Here is a 16,390-nt window from a genome sequence, read left to right as displayed (position 1 = left end):
CAGTCGTGTCGGCCGGTTTCGACTGTCGGAAACGGCCTACGACACGTGCCGGGCGAACGGGTCAGGCGATGTCGCGCAGCGCGTCGGCCAGCACGCGCAGTTCATGCACGACCCGCGCGACGCACGCGTCGATCGCGGCCGGATCGGCATCGGCGGCGCAGCCGTCGGCGAGCGCCTGCGCCGCCCGTTGCACCCCCACGGCCCCGAGGCCGGACGCGGCCTGGGCCAGCTGCTGCGCGGAGGCGGCCGCGCCGGCCGCATCGCGCCGGTTTCGGGCGATCGCGAACCGGGTCGCGAAATCGCCGTGCTGGCCGCAGAAGTTGGCCAGCAGCCGCTGGTAGAGCTTGTCGTTGCCGCCAACGGCGGCGCGACCCGCGTCCGCATCGAGGCACGCCGACGCATCCGTCGGGGCCGGCGGCGTCATGGCCATCGGCGCCGCGACCGCATCGGCCGGCACCGCCGCGCCGGAGACCCGCACCCAGCGCGCCAGGGTGTCGAGCAGCGCCTGCACGTCGATCGGCTTGGCCAGGTGGTCGTCCATGCCTGCGGCCCGCGCCTTGTCCAGGTCGCCGGTCATCGTGCTGGCCGTCAGCGCAATGATCGGCAAGCCGGCGAAGCGCGGATCGCGACGGATCGCGCGGGTCGCGTCGTAGCCATCGAGCACCGGCATCTGGCAGTCCATCAGCACACCGTCGAACATCTGCTCGTTCAGCAGCTGCAGCGCCGCCTCGCCGTCTTCCGCAACGCTGACGTGCACGCCCGCATCGGCCAGCAATTCGGTCACGAGTTCCTGGTTGATCTCGTTGTCGTCGGCCAGCAGGATGCGGGCGCCGGCCAGCTGCCCGCGGTGGTCGCGCAGCGACGCCCGCTGGTGCGCACGCAACCCGCCCGCGACGCTGGGCTCCGCCAGCGGCGCTTCACCCGTCGGCCCGGCGTTGATCTCCAGGCCGAAGCGCCGCGCGATCTCGTCGATGTCGGCGCTGGCGTCGGCGCCCGGCGTCTGGGTCGCCACCCCGAACACCGCCTCGACGTGAAACGCGCTGCCGCGGCCGACCTGGCTCTCGGCCCACAGCCGGCCTTTCATCAACTCGACCAGCTGCCGACTGATCGCCAGGCCAAGGCCCGTGCCGCCGCGGTGCCGCGCCGTCGACGCATCGCCCTGCTCGAAGGGCTCGAACACGCGCACGAGCTGCTCGGGTGTCATGCCGACGCCGGTGTCGCGCACCGTGAAGCGCAGGTGGGCCTCGGTGCCCGCACGTTCGGTCAACTCGACGCCGACCTCGACGCTGCCGCGGTCGGTGAACTTGACGGCGTTGTTGGTCAGGTTCACCAGCACCTGTCCGAGGCGCAGCGGGTCGCCGACGACCACGGCCGGCAGACCCGTCGCTGCAGCGAAGCGCAGCTGCAACCCCTTGTCGGTGGCCTTCAGCCCGACGACATTGGCGACGTGGTCCAGCACTTCCGTGAGCGCGAACGGGACACTCTCCATGATGACCTTGCCGGCCTCGATCTTCGAGAAGTCGAGGATATCGTTCAACAGCCCGAGCAGCGACTCCGCCGAGCGCTCGACCTTCTGCACGTAGTTGTGCTGCTGCGGGTTCAGGCCGCTGCGCAGCGCGAGGTGGCTCATGCCGAGGATCGCGTTCATCGGCGTGCGGATCTCGTGGCTCATGTGGGCGAGGAACACGCTCTTGGCGCGGTTCGCATCGGCCGCCTCCTGCTCGGCGCGGCGGCGCTCGAGGTTCTCCTCGCGCAGCTCCTCGGTGCGTCGCGCCACCAGTTGCTCCAGCCGCTGGTTCGCATGCGCGTTCTCGTAGGCCACCGCGAACTGCAGGCAGATCAGCCCGAGGGTGTCGAGCTGCTGCGGATCGAGCGTCGTGTGGGCCTGGCGGTTCTCGAGGTACAGCAGACCACGCGCCTGTCCGCGGTGGCGGATCGGCAGGCCGGCGATCGAGCGGATGCCGTCCGCGCGGACCTTCGGATCGTGTCCGAAGCGCGGATGGTGCTGCACGTCGCGCAGCAGCAGCGGATTCAGGCTCTGGGTCAGGTAGTGGTAGACCGTCAGCGCCACGTGACGGTCCTCGCCACGCGGCGCGTCGTCCTCGAACCACAGACCGTCGGCGCCGAAGCCGGCACGCGCGCGCCAGTCCGCATCGTCGCGCCAGAACAGCACGCCACGGTCGGCGGCGGCGTAGCGCCTGATCTGCTCCAGCAACACCCGAGTCAGCCCGGCCGGATCACGCTCCTGCGCGAGCACCTGGCTGGCCTGCGTGACGATCTGCAGGTCGAGCAGCCCGCCGCTTGCGGCAGGACGCGCCGGCACCGGGAGCAGCACGCCGGCACCGAGCAGCTGCCGGGTCTTGCCGGTCGCGCCCCAGGCCTCGTAGGCCTGCAAGGCATCGGCGCGGTACGCGGCGGCCGCGCGCGACGCGCCGTGGTCCGCATGGAACCCGCCGGCAAGCTCGCAGGCCAGCGCGTGGTGGTACGGACGCTGGTGCTGGAGCGAGCGCTCGATCGCGCGCTCGAAGGCGGCGGTGGCGCCGGCCACGTCGCCTTGCGCCCACGCGTGCAGCGCCCACACCAGGTCGTGGGTGTGACCGAAGTTGACGGGCGATTCGGCGGCACGCCGCGCCAGCCAGTCGAGCAGCGGCCGGAGCTCGGCGAGCAGGCGGTCCCGATCCTCGTCGGCCGTGCGCAGCGCGGTGCACAACGCCAGCGCATGCACCCAGCGCTGCAGGTAGCCCACGTAGTGGCCGGCCACGCTGTCGAGCAGCCCGGCGGCGCTGCGCGCCTCGCGCAGCGCGAGATCCCAGTCGCCGAACAGCGTCGCGGCCACGGCCTGCCAGGTCGCGAGATAGGCCCGGGTCGCCTGTTCCGTCGGCCCGGTCTCCACCGCATCGAAGCGCCCGGCGACGCGCGTCTGGTCCGCCATGCAGGCGACGAACTGCCGGTAGGCGACGCGGCAGCCGAGCGGCCCGCGGGCGCGCACGCCGCGCGCGACGCTGCGCAGGCTCTGCGTGACATCGGCAAGGTTCAGCGCGCACTCCAGCGCCACCGCGCCGAGCGTGACCTGCGTCGCGGCCTCGAGCTCGGGCTGGCCGGCCTCACGCGCGAGCTCGTTCGCCTGGCGCGCGTAGCTGCCGCAGCGCTCGAGCGGTTCGAGCCAGTGGCCCAGCAGCAGCGCCTTGCGGTGGTGGACGCCCGGCGCGAGCCAGGGCGAAGGATGCCGCGCGAACAGGCGCAAGCCGGCCTGCGCGATCGCGCGGCCGAGCACGAAGTCCTCCGGAGCGTCGCCCAACGGGATGCACTCGAGCATGGCCAGCGGCAAGGTCGGGAACCAGCCGAGCTCGAAGCCCAGGCGCACGGCGCGCAGCCGCGCCCAGGCCGCGATCTCGGCCTGGGTGGCGGAGGCGGCGAGCTGGGCGGCGATGAGCACGGCGCCGATGTGCGCCTGCGCCGGATCGGCCATCGGCTCCAGGTGATCGAAGCGTTCGATGCCGTGCGTGCCGATCAGCGCGCGCAAGGCGCGCGCCTCGGCCTCGCGCGCGGTCGACCAGCCGGCGGCCGCGGGGAGCCGCAGGCCGAGCGCGCGGACCGTGCCGAGCCCGAGGATGACCGCGGCCGGATCGTGGCCGCGCCGCGAGAGCGCACCGAGCTGCTGCAAGGTGGCGGGTGCGAGCTGCAGCGGGGTCGGCGCCGCGCCGTCGTCGAGCCCGGCCTCCAGCCGCGCGTAGACCGCGTCGGCCTCGTCGTAGCGCTGGAGCCGGCACAGCAAGGCGTGCCTCAACTCGTGGATGCGGTACCAGCGGGCGGCATCCGGGCGCGCACGGGCGGCGAGCGCGCGGGCGCCCTCGACGCTGCGCAACGCCCGCGCGGGATCGCCCTGCTGCAGCGCGGCGCGTCCGCCGCAGACCAGGCGCTCGACGATCCGTTCGCGCTCGTCGGCGTCCGTCTCCGGCCCTTCGAGCAGTGCGAGCGCCCCCAGGTCGTGCTTGGCCACGGCCGCCGGATCGACCGGCGGGACGCGCGCTCCCAGCGCGCGGGCGAACGCGAGATGCCAGCGCGCACGCGCGGGCGGGTCGAGCAGTGCATCCGCGGCCTGCTGCATGCGGTGGTGGCTGAAGCGCAGCGCGGCGGCCCCGTGCGGCGCCGCGACGGAGATCAGCAGGCCGCGCTGGAGCAGCGGCTGCAGCAGTTCGTCGACCCGCTGCACCGGCACGTCGAGCGACGCGGCGAGCAGCGCCACGTCGATGTCGCCGCCCAGGCAGGCACACCCGCCGGCCAACGCTTGTGCGTCGTGCGGCAAGCGCTTGAGCTCCTGCAGAAGGCCGTCCAGCAGGTTCTCGGAGCTCGGCAGCGCGCGCACCGCCGCGGCGTCCCACGTCCACGAATCTCCCGTTCGCTGCAACTGCCGGGCATCGAACAACTGGCGAACGCATTGCAGCGTGAAGAACGGATTGCCGCGGGTCTTCCGATGCAACGCTTCCGCCAGCGGCGCCAGCGCGGCGGGCGGCGCATCCAGGACATCGCCGAGCAGGTCGGCGAGGGGTGCGGGGCGGAGCCCGTCGAGGTGGATCGCGGTCACGCGGGTGCCGGCGACGCGCAGCCGGGCGAGCGCGTGGCGCAGCGGATGGCCGGCATCGACGTCGGCGTCGCGCCATGCGGCGACGATCAGCACGCTGCCGCGGCTGTGGTCATTGGCCACCGCCTCCAGCAGTTCGAGCGCGCCGGCATCGGCCCATTGCAAGTCGTCGATGAACAGCAGCAGCGCCACGCCGGACAGGCGCACGACGTCGAGCACACCGCCGATGGCACGGCGTGCGCGGATCGAGAACGGCGTGCCGTCGTCCGCGTCGACCGGTGCCGCGTCCCCACCCAGCAGCGGTGCGAACGCCGGCACCATGCGTTGGAGGAAACCGGCCTGCGCGCCCAGCCGGGACCGCAGCGCCGCGCGCGTCGTCTTGACGCGCCGGGGCGATTCCGACAACCAGTACTGGGCCACGTCGGCGAGCGCTGCCGTGACCGCGTCGAACGCGCCACGCGGCTGGAACTGATCGTGACCGCCGGCGGCGAAGATGCCGCCGCGCTGCACCACGCTCGGCAACAGGCTGCGCACCAGCGTCGTCTTGCCGACCCCGCCGAAGCCGCGCACCGCCACGACCCGCGATGTGTCCGGCGCGCCTGGATCGAACAGGCCGTCCACCAGCGCCTCCAGTCGCGCCTGTTCGGCGCCGCGCCCATGGACATGCAGCGCGGGCGCCGGGGCCGTCCGATGGCCGCGCGCGCCCGGGACGAAGTCCGCCGCCACGCGTTCGCCGCGCAGCACCGCAAGAACGAACTCCAGGTCGGGTAACAGGTGTGCCGCGCAGGCGTAGCGCTGCTGCGGGCTCTTGGCGAGCAGCTTGAGCACCACGTCGGCCAGCGCGTCCGGGACCGGTGGCCCGAGCCGCGGTGGCTCGGCCGTGAGCACGGCGTGGTGCAGTGCGAGCGGGTCCGTTGCCAGGAACGGCGGCGCGCCGCTGAGCAGCCAGTGCAGCAGCGCGCCGAAGGCGTACCAGTCGGCCTGCGCATCGATCGTCTCGCCCAGCCGACCGGTCTGTTCCGGCGCACTGAACGGCAGCAGTGCTTCGCGCGCGGCGCGGAAGCCCGCGTCTTCGAGGCCGAGCAGTGTGAGCGTCTCGATCGGGGCGTCGACGACCACGGCAGACGGGTTCAGGCGGCCGTGCACCACGCCGGCCCGATGCACGCTGTCGAGCGTCCGGGCCAGCGCGATGCCGAGGCGAACGATCTGCCCGACCGCCGCCGGTGTCGACGCGGCGACCGCTGCCCGGGCATCGAGCCGCTCGCCCGCCGGGCGCGAGACGATCAGCAGGCCCGAGGCGGCATCGTGGTGCAGCACGCGCGGTACGCCCGCGATGCCTTCGAGCACGTGCAGCGCCTGCGCCTGACGGCGCAGCCGGGCCAGCGCGGCTTCCGTCAGGCGCGGCCCGATGGCGACGCTGAACCGGCATGGCACCAGCGCGTCACCCCAGACCGCGTCGCCCATCAGCAGGTCGGCCTCCTCGGCGGTGATCCGCGGGTCGTTCAAGCCCGGCACGGACCAGCGGTCGCTCGCATTGCGCAGGCCCGCATCGGACCGATCGAGCAGCGCCTCGTAACCGACGAGGTGGCGCGAGCGCGCGAGCGGCGCCCCCCGATGCACGCCCCAGCGCGCCGGCGTGGGCTCGGACGACGGCACGGTCGACCCCGGCACTGCAGCGTCGGCCGTCTCGAYGACGCAGCCAGGCCCGATCGCGCGCGCCTGCTCCAGCGCCGCTTCCACCATCGCGAGCAAGGCATCCGGGCGCGGCGGCGGCGCGAACGCACCCTGCCCGATGCAGGCACTGAGGCGCAGCCCGGGTGCGTACAGGCCCAGCGGCAGCGCCACGGTGGTCTGCACGCGCTCGGCGAGTGCCCGGGCCGCGGCGCGGGCGGCGTCGAGGTGCGCCTCGGCGAGATCCCACACGACGAAGCTGTCCGGCCCGGCGCGGGCGCAGCCCCGGGTGCCCAGACCCTGCAGGCGTTCGGCGATGACGCGCAGCAGCCGGTCGCCGATCGCGTGACCGAGGCGATCGTTGACACGGCGGAAATCGTCGATGTCGGCCACGACGGCGACAACCGCGCCGCCCTCGCGCGCGAGCACCGCAGCGAGCATGCCGGGCAGCTGGTGGCGTGTCGGCAGGCCTGTCAGTGCGTCGTCGGCCAGCGCGGCGCCGGCCTCGCGCCGGATCGTCGCGCGTTCGGCCGTCTGCTGCCCGGCCCATTCCGGCCCGCCGGGGATGTCCAGGATGTGGCCGGTGTCGCGCAGACCGCGCCCACGCATTTCCATGCGCTGGCGCTGCGCATGGACCGCGGCGGCCCGGGCGGGATCGTGGGCGGCACGAAAGACCGTCTCGAGCTGCTGGACGAAGATCAGCGTCGTCGCCGGGAACGCGAGGCGCTCGAACATGTCCCAGGCCTCGCGACCGACGCGCGCGGCCTCCGCGGGCTCGCCGGCCGAGGCCATCAGCCAGGCGAAGTTGGACAACATCGACGCGACCGTCGCGTTCTCGAGCCGACGCGCCCGCACCGACGTCAGCGCCGCGCCGAACACGGCGCGCATTTCGTGCACCGGCGCGCGCCGCACGTCGAGCGCGGCGAGCAGGTTGCGCACCGGGGACAGGATCGCCGGCAGGCAGCCGCTGTGCCGGCCGATGCGGATCGCGATGCGGGCGTTCGACTCGAGGCTGCCGATCCCGCCCACGCCGCGTGCGGCGCAATGGGACAGCATCCCGTGGACATCGCTTCGCCATGCCGCGGCCGACGGGCTCGAATCGCCGGTCAGCGCGCGCAGCAGCGACAGCGACAGGTCGGCGGCGCGCTGCGCATCACCTTCCAGACCGGTGACGAGCGCACGCTGGCGCAGCAGCGCCAGTCGGACCTCGCGCGAGACCGGCCCGGCGGCGTCGATCGCGTCCAGCGCATCCATCGCGGCGGCGTACAGGCCCTCGTTCGACAGCACCGTGCAACGCGCGAATGCGATGCTGATGGCCAACGGGCTGCCCGGCGGGGGATCGAGCCCGATCGCCTCGTCCACGAACGGCGGCAAATCATGCCCGCGGCGTGCGCCGTGAAGCGCGTCGAGCGTCAGCGTCAGCGCGCGCGCGTGCCACGCGGTACCGCGCAGCGCGACGGCCAGTCGTTGGGCGACCGGGGCGATCCGCCAGACCATGTGCGGACCATGGCGCGCGACGAAGCGTTCAGCCTTGTCCAGTTGCGCGACCGGGGTGTCGACCTGCCCGTTCGGCGGGCTGGCGGCGGGCACGCTGTCTAACCGCGCAAACGGGAGGGATGGCTTCAAGAGGCCCGCAGCCTAACGTGAAGTTCGCGACAGTCACAAGGAACCGTGACGCAGTTCGCGCCATTAAGTCACCGGCCTGTTGCGTCGTTTCCAACCATGCCGCGCCCGTTCGGCACAGATACGACAATGGAGTGCAGATGTCCCTCGGCCGCCCCTTGTTGCCGACCCCCGAGCTGCGGGGTGTTGGCCCGAGAGCGGTTGGTTGACACTGCATTACGATCCTACCCAGACCTGCAGCGCATCTTCACTCCAGCGAGCCCACGGATGGAACCGACCTATTTCGCACAGTACCGCGGCTTCGAGTTTCAGTGCTCCCCCGAGCGACTGGGCGACAACGCCTTCGCGCCACGGCTGGTGATCTACGATGCATCGGAAGCAGTGACCCTCGAGATCCCGCTCGACGTGCCGACCCCGCCGTTCACGAACCCGACCGTCGCCGCCCACCAGGCCTTCGCGCACGGCCGGCGCTGGGTCGATGGCGGCTTCGACGCCGCGATGGCCGCCGCCGCCGGTCGCGGCCCGCAGCTGCTCGAACGCTGACTCGCGCAGACGCGTTCGCCACCACCCCGCACGAAGGGCACCGCAAGGTGCCCTTGTCGTTTCAGGCTCCGGCTGGGGGCGGGTCCTCCTCGGCCGGTGACTCGGGATCGAACGGACGCACGCCGAGACGTCCGTTCGCGCGCTCCACCTGCTGGCTCAACTTGCCGAGCTTGCGGCGCATTTCGGCCCAGTTGCGAATGCCTTCGTCGACCGGATCGAACGGGTAGTAGCGCTTGTGCGTCTTGTCCTTCGCGGCGGCCAGTGCGAAGCGCACCAGATCGTTCAGCTCGAACGCGAGATCGAGCATCTCGCGGCGCGTGTCGGCCACATGGCCGTCGATCAGTTGCTGGCGGCGCGGCGTCATGTCCATTGGGGGGCCCTGAAAGAAAAAGAGCCTGTCCCTTGCGGGGCAGGCTCTGATCAGACTTGCGACGTTTTTGGTGGGCGATGAGAGGGTCGAACTCCCGACATCCTCCACGTCAAAGAGGCGCTCTACCACTGAGCTAATCGCCCTAGCCCTCCACTATAGCACAGGCTATTTGCGCCGCACCGAACGCACACCAGCAATGTGCTGAACCAGGCCGAGCACGTGCGTGAGACGCGCGGCGTCGGCCACCTCGATCGTGAACGTCATCCACGCGGTACCGCCGCCCGAGTCCTTGACCGACTGGGTCTTCACGCCGGTCACGTTCATCTTCTCCTTGGCGAACAGTTCGGTGATGTCGCGCAGCAACCCCTGGCGGTCCGCTGCCTCGACCATCACGTCGACCGGGTAGAGCGCCGCCTTGTCGCCGCGCGGCGCCCCCCACTGCACCGCGATCACGCGCTCGGGCGAGTGCGCCGCCATCTGCCGGAAGTTGGTGCAGCTCGCCCGGTGCACCGCGACACCCTTGCCCCGCGTCACGTAGCCGCCGATCGCGTCTGGCGGCGCCGGGCGGCAGCAGCGCGCCAGGCTCGTCATCAGCGACTCGACGCCGACCACCAGCACGCCGCTCTTGGGCGCCGTGGTCGACGGTCGGCGCAACGCGATCAGGTCATCCGGTGTCGGCAGCGCCTCGACCGGGCGCAGCAGCGTCTCGATGTTGCGCAGCGAATACTCGTCCTTGCCGACGACCTCGAACAGCGCATCGGCGTTGCGGAAGCCCAGCTGCGCGGCCAGGTCGTCGAGCTTGATCGCGGTCTTGCCCTCGCGCTGCAACAGTTTCTCGACCGACTCGCGGCCGCGCGCGATGGTCTCCTTCTGCGCCTGCAGGTTGAACCAGGCGCGCACCTTGGCGCGGGCGCGGTGGCTCTTCAGGTAGCCGAGCTCGGCGTTGAGCCAGTCGAGCGACGGGCCGCCCTCCTTCGCGACGATCACGTCCACCGTCTGGCCGCTGCGCAGCGCCGTGTTCAGCGGCACCATCGCGCCGTCGACCCGCGCGCCGCGGCAGCGGTGGCCGAGGTCGGTGTGCAGGGTGTACGCGAAATCGACCGGCGTCGCGCCGGCCGGCAGCTCGACGACCGCGGCGGCGGGCGTGAACACGTAGATGCGGTCCTCGGCCGCTCCACCGGCAACCGAGCCGGCAGGGTGCTCCGGCGCCGCGGTGTCCCGCTCCCAGGCCAGCAGCTGGCGCAGCACGGCCTTGCGGGCTTCGGCGATGCGCGCCTGCTGGTCCGCATCGGCGACGACGCCGGCATAGCCCTTCGCGCCCGCATCCTTGTAGGCCCAGTGCGCGGCGACGCCGTGCTCGGCGTGCTCGTGCATCGCCTGCGTGCGGATCTGCACCTCGACCGCGCGGCCGTCGTCGTCGAGCACCACGGTGTGCAGCGACTGGTAGCCGTTCGGCTTGGGCCGCTCGATGTAGTCGTCGAATTCGCCGGTCACCGGGCGGAACAGCTCGTGGACGCGCCCGAGCACCGCGTAGCAGCGCGGCACGTCGGGCACGATCACGCGCACCGCGCGCACGTCCAGCACCTGGGTGAAATCGAGGCCCTTGCCCTGCATCTTCTTCCAGATGCTGTAGAGGTGCTTGGGCCGGCCCTGGACCTCGGCCGGCAGGCCGTGCGCACGCAGATCGTCGGCCAGTCGCAGGCGGAAGCGTTCGACCCGCTGCTCGCGTTCCACGCGGCGCTCGTCGAGCAGGCGCGCGACCTGCTGGTAGCGCTCAGGCTCGAGGACGCGGAACGACAGGTCTTCCAGCTCCCACTTGATCTGCCAGATGCCGAGCCGGTTCGCGAGCGGCGCGAAGACCTGCAGCGACTCGGCCGCCAGCGCCGGCGTGCACGGCGTCTTCGTCGCCGCGAAGAAGCGCAGGGTCTGCAGCCGCGATGCCAGCCGCAGCAGCACCACCCGCAGGTCCCGCGAGAACGCGAGCAGCATCTTGCGCACCCGCTCGGTCTGCTGCGCGCGTGCCTCGGTGCCGAGTTGCGCCTCGCGCGCGGCGCGCTGCAATTGAACCAGCTTGCGGGTGTTGACGACGAGGCTGGCGTGCGACGGACCGAACGCCTTGGCGATCACCTCGTCCGGCTTGGTCAGGTAGTCGCCGGCGTACACGAGGTAGGCGGCGGCGCGCATCGCCGGCGCGGCGCCGATGCCCTGCAGGATCGCCGCGACCGCGTCGGCATGCGCGAGCGCGTCCTCGCCGGTGTCGAGCAGGCGCCCGTAGAGCAGCGGCTCGGCGAACGCGCGGGCGCGCACCAGCTGCGCTGCTTCCGCGGCGGCGTCGGGGTGGTCGTCGATCAGGTGAACGATGGGCGCGGCATCGCTGCGCGCGTCCAGCACGCCGGTCTTCATGCGGTGGGGTCGGGCTCCAGCAGGAAGCGGCGCACGGCGTCGACCTGCTCTGCCGCGACGAGGGTCGGCGCGTGGCCCACGCCGGCGAATTCGATCAGCCGCGCACGCGGCCCGCGTTCGGTCATGGCCTGGGCGGTCTCGCGCGCCAGCAGGTCGGATTCGGCGCCGCGCAGCAACAGTGTCGGGCAGCGCACGGCGTCGTAGGCCGCCCAGGTCATCCTCTCGCCGGCAGCGGCGATCTCGGGCGTCATCGCCCGGATCGGCACCGCGATTGCGGGGTCGTAGTGGAGCTTGAAGCCGTCGCCATCGGCCCTCAGCATCGGCCGCGACAGCGCGAGCCATTGCTCGCGCGTGTGCGGGCCGAAAGTCGCGGAGATCGTCTGCAGGTAGTCGGCGGCCTCGTCGACGCTGGCCCAGCGCAGCGGCTGGCCGAGGTAGCCGCTGATGCGGCTCAGCGCCTCGAAGCGGATCGCCGGGCCGACGTCGTTCAGCACCAGTCTGGCGATCGGCGTCTTCGGCAGCGACGCGAGGCCCATGCCGATCAGCCCGCCCATCGAAGTGCCGACCCAATGCACCGTCTGCGCATTCAGCCGGGCCTGCAGCGTGACCATGTCCGCCACGTACGCCGGGATCGCGTAGCCGGCCGGGTCGGCCAGCCAGTCGGACTGGCCGCGGCCGACCACGTCGGGGCAGACCACGCGGTACTCGTCGCGCAGCGCGCGGGCCAGCGTGTCGAAGTCGCGCGCCTGGCGGCCGACGCCGTGCACGCACACCAGCACCTTCGGGTTCGCGGCGTCGCCCCACTCCCAGTAGGCCATACGGTGCAGCCCGCGCGCCCCCAGGCACTGGACGTGATTGAGGCGGGGTTCGTCGGCGGCGCGGCGGTCGGCTTCGTTCATGCCGACGATCGTAAGCCCTGCTCGCGCACCGCAGCGGCGACCGACGCGGTGCCCTACTTCGTCATCTGCACCGTGCCGTTGACGTTGACCATCACCACGCCCTTGCCCGGCTCGACCGGCAGGGCCTCGTCGGCCGGTGCCGGTGCGGCGCGCGCCGACATCGCCAGCACGCGCGGCATCGGCTGCTGCTCGTTGCTCGACACGTTGACCTCGCGGATCGTGTAGCCGGCATAGCCGAACTGCCGCGCGTACTCGGCGGCCCTGGCGCGGTAGCGCGCGATCGCCTGCGCGGCGACCTCGCCCTCGGACTTCTCGCGCAGCTCGCGCGACAGCGCATAGCCGACACGGTTGATGGTCAACGTCGTGATCCTGCCGGTGAGCTGGCCGATCGCCTGCATGTCGCGGCCCTCCACGATCAACTCGGCGCTGCCCTGCCAGCCATTGGCGGCGCCCTTCGACGTGTAGCGTGGCGAGAGCGAGAAGTTGCCGGTCTGCACCTCGACCTGCCCGGGCCGCGCCGCCTTCTTCGCCTCGGTCAGCGCGGCGTCGAGCGCCTGCTTCAGCTGCGCCTGGACTGCCGCCGCGTCGGGACCTTCGCGTGTGGTGTTGAACGTGATGCTCAGCAGGTCGCGCACGACTTCCAGGCTCGCGCTGCTCGACAGGCTGACGACGCCCTGCGGCGGGGGCGCCTCCGCCGACCAGGCGAACGGCGCGACGAGCGCGAGCAGCAGCGCCGCGCGGCGATGAAGGGAATGCAATGACATGGCGAAAACCTCCGTTTGACGATGCAGGCTTATACGTTCAGCCCCGGTCGACGGGGTGAAATCCCGGGGCCAAAGCATTTGTAACAGGTGGTCAAACCGGGCAGAATCGGCTTGGTTTCGTGTCCAAAATCGGCTCTGTTACAAATTTGGAGCTGAATGCATGACCGCTGTTGCCAACCCGCGCCCCGACCGAGTGGTCGTCGTCGATGACGACGCCCGCATCCGCGACCTGCTGCGCCGCTATCTGACGCAGGAAGGTTTCGAGGTGCTGCTCGCCGAAGACGCGAAGGCACTGAACCGCCTGCTGACCCGCGAGACGGTGCACCTGATCGTTCTCGACCTGATGCTGCCCGGCGAGGACGGCCTCTCGATCTGCCGCCGCCTGCGTGCCGCGAACGACCTGACCCCGATCATCATGCTGACCGCCAAGGTCGAGGACGTGGACCGCATCGTCGGCCTGGAAGTCGGCGCCGACGACTACCTGCCCAAGCCCTTCAACCCACGCGAGCTGCTGGCCCGCATCCACGCGGTGCTGCGCCGCCGCCCGACGCTCGAGGCGCCGGGCGCGCCGGCGCTCGAAGCCCAGACGGTCAGCTTCGGCCCGTTCGAGTTCGATCTGGCGCTGCGCCGCCTGAGCAAGGAGGGCGAGCAGATCGCGCTGACGACCGGCGAGTTCTCGATGCTGAAGGCGCTGGTGCGCCACCCGCGCCAGCCGCTGTCGCGCGACAAGCTCGCCCAGCTGGCGCGTGGTCGCGAATTCGAGCCGTTCGACCGCAGCCTGGACGTGCAGATCTCGCGCCTGCGCAAGATGATCGAGCCCGACCCGGCACAGCCGCGCTACATCCAGACCGTCTGGGGCGTGGGCTACGTGTTCGTTCCGGACGGCGCGGCGTGAGCGAGTCCGCGAACTGACCAACGGCTCCCTCGGGAGCCGTTGTCCTGTCTGGTAGCCTGAAACCCCGATGAAGCCCAAAAAAGTCGCGCTCAGCCTGTTCTGGCGAACCTTCTTCCTGATCGCGCTGCTGCTCGTCGGCGGCGTCTTCGCCTGGACCCAGACCTTCCGTGCGCTCGAGATCGAGCCGCGCGCGACCCAGCAGGGGCAGCAGATCGCGGGCCTGGTCAAGCTGGCGCGCGCCGCGCTGCAATCGAGCGACGGCATCAACCGTGTCGCGCTGATCAAGGGCATCTCGAACCAGGAGTCGCTGCGCCTCGCGCCGCGTGAGCCGGGCGACAAGTGGGAGCCGTACGAGACCGACCGCGTCACGCGCGCGATCGGCCAGGAGCTGCGTCGCGAACTCGGCCCGGACACCGTGGTCGCCAGCTCGGTCAACGGTTCGCCCGGCCTGTGGGTCGGCTTCTCGATCGAGAAGGACCCGTTCTGGCTGCAGGCCGACCCGAGCCGCGCCGGCCCGATCCTGTGGAACACGTTGACGCTGTGGGTCAGCATGGCTCTGCTCGCCACGGTGCTGGGTTCGGCCGCGATCGCGCGCCTGATCAACCAGCCATTGAAGGAACTGAGCTTCGCCGCCAGCCGCATCCGCGAGGGCGAGTTCGACTCGCGGCTCGACGAGAACACGCTGACCAGCGAGATCCGCCAGGTCAACATGGGCTTCAACCGGATGGCGCGCGAGTTGGCGAAGGTCGAACAGGACCGGGCGGTGATGCTCGCCGGCATCTCGCACGACCTGCGCACGCCGCTGGCCCGGCTGCGGCTAGAAGCCGAAATGAGCGTGCACGACGAAGAGGCCAAGCAGAACATGGCGCTCGACATCGACCAGCTCGACGCGATCATCGACAAGTTCATGGACTACGCGCGACCCGGCGACTCGGTGATGATGCCGGTGCACCTCAGCAGCGTCGTGGACCGGGAGATGGCGGCGTTCCGCGACCCGGCGCAGATCCGCATCAGCTCGCGCGTGGCGATCGACACCAAGGTGATGGCCGACGACATCGAGCTCGGCCGCGTGCTGCAGAACCTGTTCGAGAACGCACGCCGCTACGGCCGCTCGACCGATACCGGCATCGCCCGCGTGCAGGTCAGCTACGCCCGCACCGGGCCGTGGGTGATCCTGACGGTGCGCGATTTCGGCCAGGGCGCCGACCCGAAGAAGCTGGCGCAACTGACCACCCCGTTCTTCCGCGGCGACGCGGCGCGCACCGCCGCGACCGGCGCCGGCCTGGGGCTGGCGATCGTCGACAAGGCGGTGCAGCGCATGGGCGGCACGTTCGAACTCGCCAATGCACCGGACGGCGGGTTGATGGCGCACATCCGACTCAAGAAGGCGCCTTGACCGCCCTGCTCCGGCCGGTTCAGCCCTTCCAGAGCATGCAGATCGCGCGCGCTTCGATCGCCTGGCCGAGCCCGACAGGGCCCATCTTTTCGGCGGTCTTGGCCTTCACGCTGACCTGATCGACCGCGACGCCGATCGCCTGCGCGACGCGCTGGCGCATGCCGAGGATGTGCGGCGCCATCTTCGGTGCCTGCGCGATGATCGTGCTGTCGACGTTGCCGATCAGCCAGCCGGCGCCCCGCACGCGGCGCGCCGCCTCCGCCAGCAGCGCGAGCGAGTCGGCGCCCTTGTACTGCGAGTCGGTGTCGGGGAAGTGGAAGCCGATGTCGCCCATCGCCGCCGCGCCGAACAGGGCGTCGGTGACGGCGTGGCACAGCGCGTCGGCATCCGAGTGCCCCATCAGCCCGTGGGTGTGCGGGATCTCGACGCCGCCGAGCACGAGGCGCCGGCCCTCGACCAGCGCATGCGTGTCCCAGCCCTCGCCAATGCGCCACAGGGGTGGTCTGATGCGGGGTCCGTTCATGGGCGTGTTCTCAGCAGTCGTTCGGCCAGCGCGAAGTCGGCCGGCCAGGTGATCTTGAAGTTCTCGACCGAGCACGCGACCAGCTTCGGCGCGTGGCCCAGCGCCTCGATCGCGCTGGCCTCGTCGGTGACGTTGGCGCCGGCGTGGTCGAGCGCGTCGCGCAGCAGGCCGATGCGGAACATCTGCGGGGTCTGCGCCTGCCATTTGCCGCGGCGGTCGATCGTCGCGCTGACGCGGCCCTCCTGCTCCGACTTCAACGTGTCGGCGATCGGCAGCGCGAGCAGGCCGCCGACCGGGTCGTCGATGCAGGCGTCGATCAGCGCATCGATCCACTCGGGGCGGACGAGGCAGCGCGCGGCGTCGTGCACCAGCACCCAGTCGGTCGCGCGTGCGCCGCGGGCCAGCAGCGCGTCCAGGCCGTTGCGCACGGTCTGCGCGCGGGTCGCGCCGCCGACCGCCGCGGCGGTCGCGCCGGTGCCGGCCAGGTGTGCGGCGTGCTGCGCATCAACGGGGTTCACGACCACCAGCACCGCCGCCAGCCGTTCGACCTGCTGAAGCGCCGCGAGCGTGTGGCCGAGCAGGCTGCGGCCGGCCAGCGTCGCGTACTGCTTGGGACCGCCCGCCGCGGCGCGCTCGCCCACACCGGCGCTGGGAACGAGGGCGTACAGGCGGGGCGGGGCTTCCGGGATGGAGGTCGGCGTCATCGGCGCGCGAATTCTAT

General features: G+C 71.7%; 10 protein-coding genes and 1 tRNA gene. 3 read left to right on the top strand and 8 right to left on the bottom strand.

The window, feature by feature from the left end:
* Window positions 1-61 precede the first annotated feature (61 nt).
* On the bottom strand, window positions 62-7,843 hold the full coding sequence (locus ASC76_RS16975; protein WP_056468930.1) for an ATP-binding protein: 7,782 nt from the start codon (window positions 7,841-7,843) through the stop codon (window positions 62-64).
* A gap of 300 nt (window positions 7,844-8,143) precedes the next feature.
* On the opposite strand from ASC76_RS16975, the gene ASC76_RS16970 reads away from it, so the two are divergent.
* Window positions 8,144-8,419 carry a hypothetical protein gene (locus ASC76_RS16970; protein WP_056468928.1) on the top strand — a complete coding sequence of 92 codons (276 nt, stop codon included), beginning with the start codon at window positions 8,144-8,146 and terminating at the stop codon, window positions 8,417-8,419.
* A gap of 61 nt (window positions 8,420-8,480) precedes the next feature.
* Here ASC76_RS16970 and ASC76_RS16965 read toward each other — a convergent pair whose 3' ends face one another.
* From ASC76_RS16965 to ASC76_RS16945, 5 genes are all read right to left on the bottom strand, one after another.
* Window positions 8,481-8,783: a hypothetical protein gene (locus ASC76_RS16965; protein WP_162247133.1), complete on the bottom strand. Its 303-nt coding sequence runs from the start codon at window positions 8,781-8,783 to the stop codon at window positions 8,481-8,483.
* Window positions 8,784-8,857: 74 nt separating this feature from the next.
* Window positions 8,858-8,932, bottom strand: a tRNA-Val gene (locus tag ASC76_RS16960).
* Between the two features lie 22 nt (window positions 8,933-8,954).
* Window positions 8,955-11,192, bottom strand: a complete 2,238-nt coding sequence (locus ASC76_RS16955; protein ID WP_056468923.1) for a bifunctional (p)ppGpp synthetase/guanosine-3',5'-bis(diphosphate) 3'-pyrophosphohydrolase — start codon at window positions 11,190-11,192, stop codon at window positions 8,955-8,957.
* Window positions 11,189-12,091: an alpha/beta fold hydrolase gene (locus ASC76_RS16950; RefSeq protein WP_056468920.1), complete on the bottom strand. Its 903-nt coding sequence runs from the start codon at window positions 12,089-12,091 to the stop codon at window positions 11,189-11,191. The genes ASC76_RS16955 and ASC76_RS16950 overlap by 4 nt, the downstream gene beginning before the upstream one ends.
* A 53-nt stretch (window positions 12,092-12,144) precedes the next feature.
* Window positions 12,145-12,855, bottom strand: coding sequence for an SIMPL domain-containing protein (locus tag ASC76_RS16945; RefSeq protein WP_056468918.1), 711 nt, complete (start codon window positions 12,853-12,855; stop codon window positions 12,145-12,147).
* A 160-nt stretch (window positions 12,856-13,015) separates the two neighbouring features.
* Here ASC76_RS16945 and ompR point away from each other — a divergent pair, with 160 nt between their 5' ends.
* Window positions 13,016-13,750 (top strand): two-component system response regulator OmpR, encoded by a 735-nt coding sequence (ompR, locus tag ASC76_RS16940; protein WP_056468915.1) that lies wholly within the window; start codon window positions 13,016-13,018, stop codon window positions 13,748-13,750.
* A gap of 67 nt (window positions 13,751-13,817) precedes the next feature.
* Window positions 13,818-15,146, top strand: a complete 1,329-nt coding sequence (locus tag ASC76_RS16935) for an ATP-binding protein (protein ID WP_056468912.1) — start codon at window positions 13,818-13,820, stop codon at window positions 15,144-15,146.
* 19 nt (window positions 15,147-15,165) lie between these two features.
* On the opposite strand, the gene ispF is transcribed toward ASC76_RS16935, so the two are convergent.
* Together ispF and ispD are read right to left on the bottom strand one after the other, a co-directional pair.
* Complete coding sequence (ispF, locus tag ASC76_RS16930; RefSeq protein ID WP_056468909.1) at window positions 15,166-15,669, bottom strand: 2-C-methyl-D-erythritol 2,4-cyclodiphosphate synthase; 504 nt, start codon at window positions 15,667-15,669, stop codon at window positions 15,166-15,168.
* Window positions 15,666-16,373, bottom strand: coding sequence for a 2-C-methyl-D-erythritol 4-phosphate cytidylyltransferase (gene ispD, locus ASC76_RS16925; RefSeq protein WP_056468906.1), 708 nt, complete (start codon window positions 16,371-16,373; stop codon window positions 15,666-15,668). The genes ispF and ispD overlap by 4 nt, the downstream gene beginning before the upstream one ends.
* Window positions 16,374-16,390: the final 17 nt, after the last annotated feature.

The organism is Rhizobacter sp. Root404 (assembly GCF_001425865.1).
GTDB lineage: Bacteria > Pseudomonadota > Gammaproteobacteria > Burkholderiales > Burkholderiaceae_C > LMDS01.
The sequence above is the reverse complement of the archived record's forward strand: the minus strand, read 5'-3'. Positions and strand labels throughout refer to the sequence as shown.

Bases quoted from the DNA above. Each gene is read 5' to 3' on its own strand.
- ASC76_RS16945 (WP_056468918.1), bottom strand. From the start codon at position 12,855: ATGTCATTGCATTCCCTTCATCGCCGCGCGGCGCTGCTGCTCGCGCTC.
- ASC76_RS16935 (WP_056468912.1), top strand. From the start codon at position 13,818: ATGAAGCCCAAAAAAGTCGCGCTCAGCCTGTTCTGGCGAACCTTCTTC.
- ASC76_RS16970 (WP_056468928.1), top strand. From the start codon at position 8,144: ATGGAACCGACCTATTTCGCACAGTACCGCGGCTTCGAGTTTCAGTGC.
- ASC76_RS16950 (WP_056468920.1), bottom strand. From the start codon at position 12,091: ATGAACGAAGCCGACCGCCGCGCCGCCGACGAACCCCGCCTCAATCAC.
- ispF (WP_056468909.1), bottom strand. From the start codon at position 15,669: ATGAACGGACCCCGCATCAGACCACCCCTGTGGCGCATTGGCGAGGGC.
- ompR (WP_056468915.1), top strand. From the start codon at position 13,016: ATGACCGCTGTTGCCAACCCGCGCCCCGACCGAGTGGTCGTCGTCGAT.
- ASC76_RS16965 (WP_162247133.1), bottom strand. From the start codon at position 8,783: ATGACGCCGCGCCGCCAGCAACTGATCGACGGCCATGTGGCCGACACG.
- ispD (WP_056468906.1), bottom strand. From the start codon at position 16,373: ATGACGCCGACCTCCATCCCGGAAGCCCCGCCCCGCCTGTACGCCCTC.
- ASC76_RS16955 (WP_056468923.1), bottom strand. From the start codon at position 11,192: ATGAAGACCGGCGTGCTGGACGCGCGCAGCGATGCCGCGCCCATCGTT.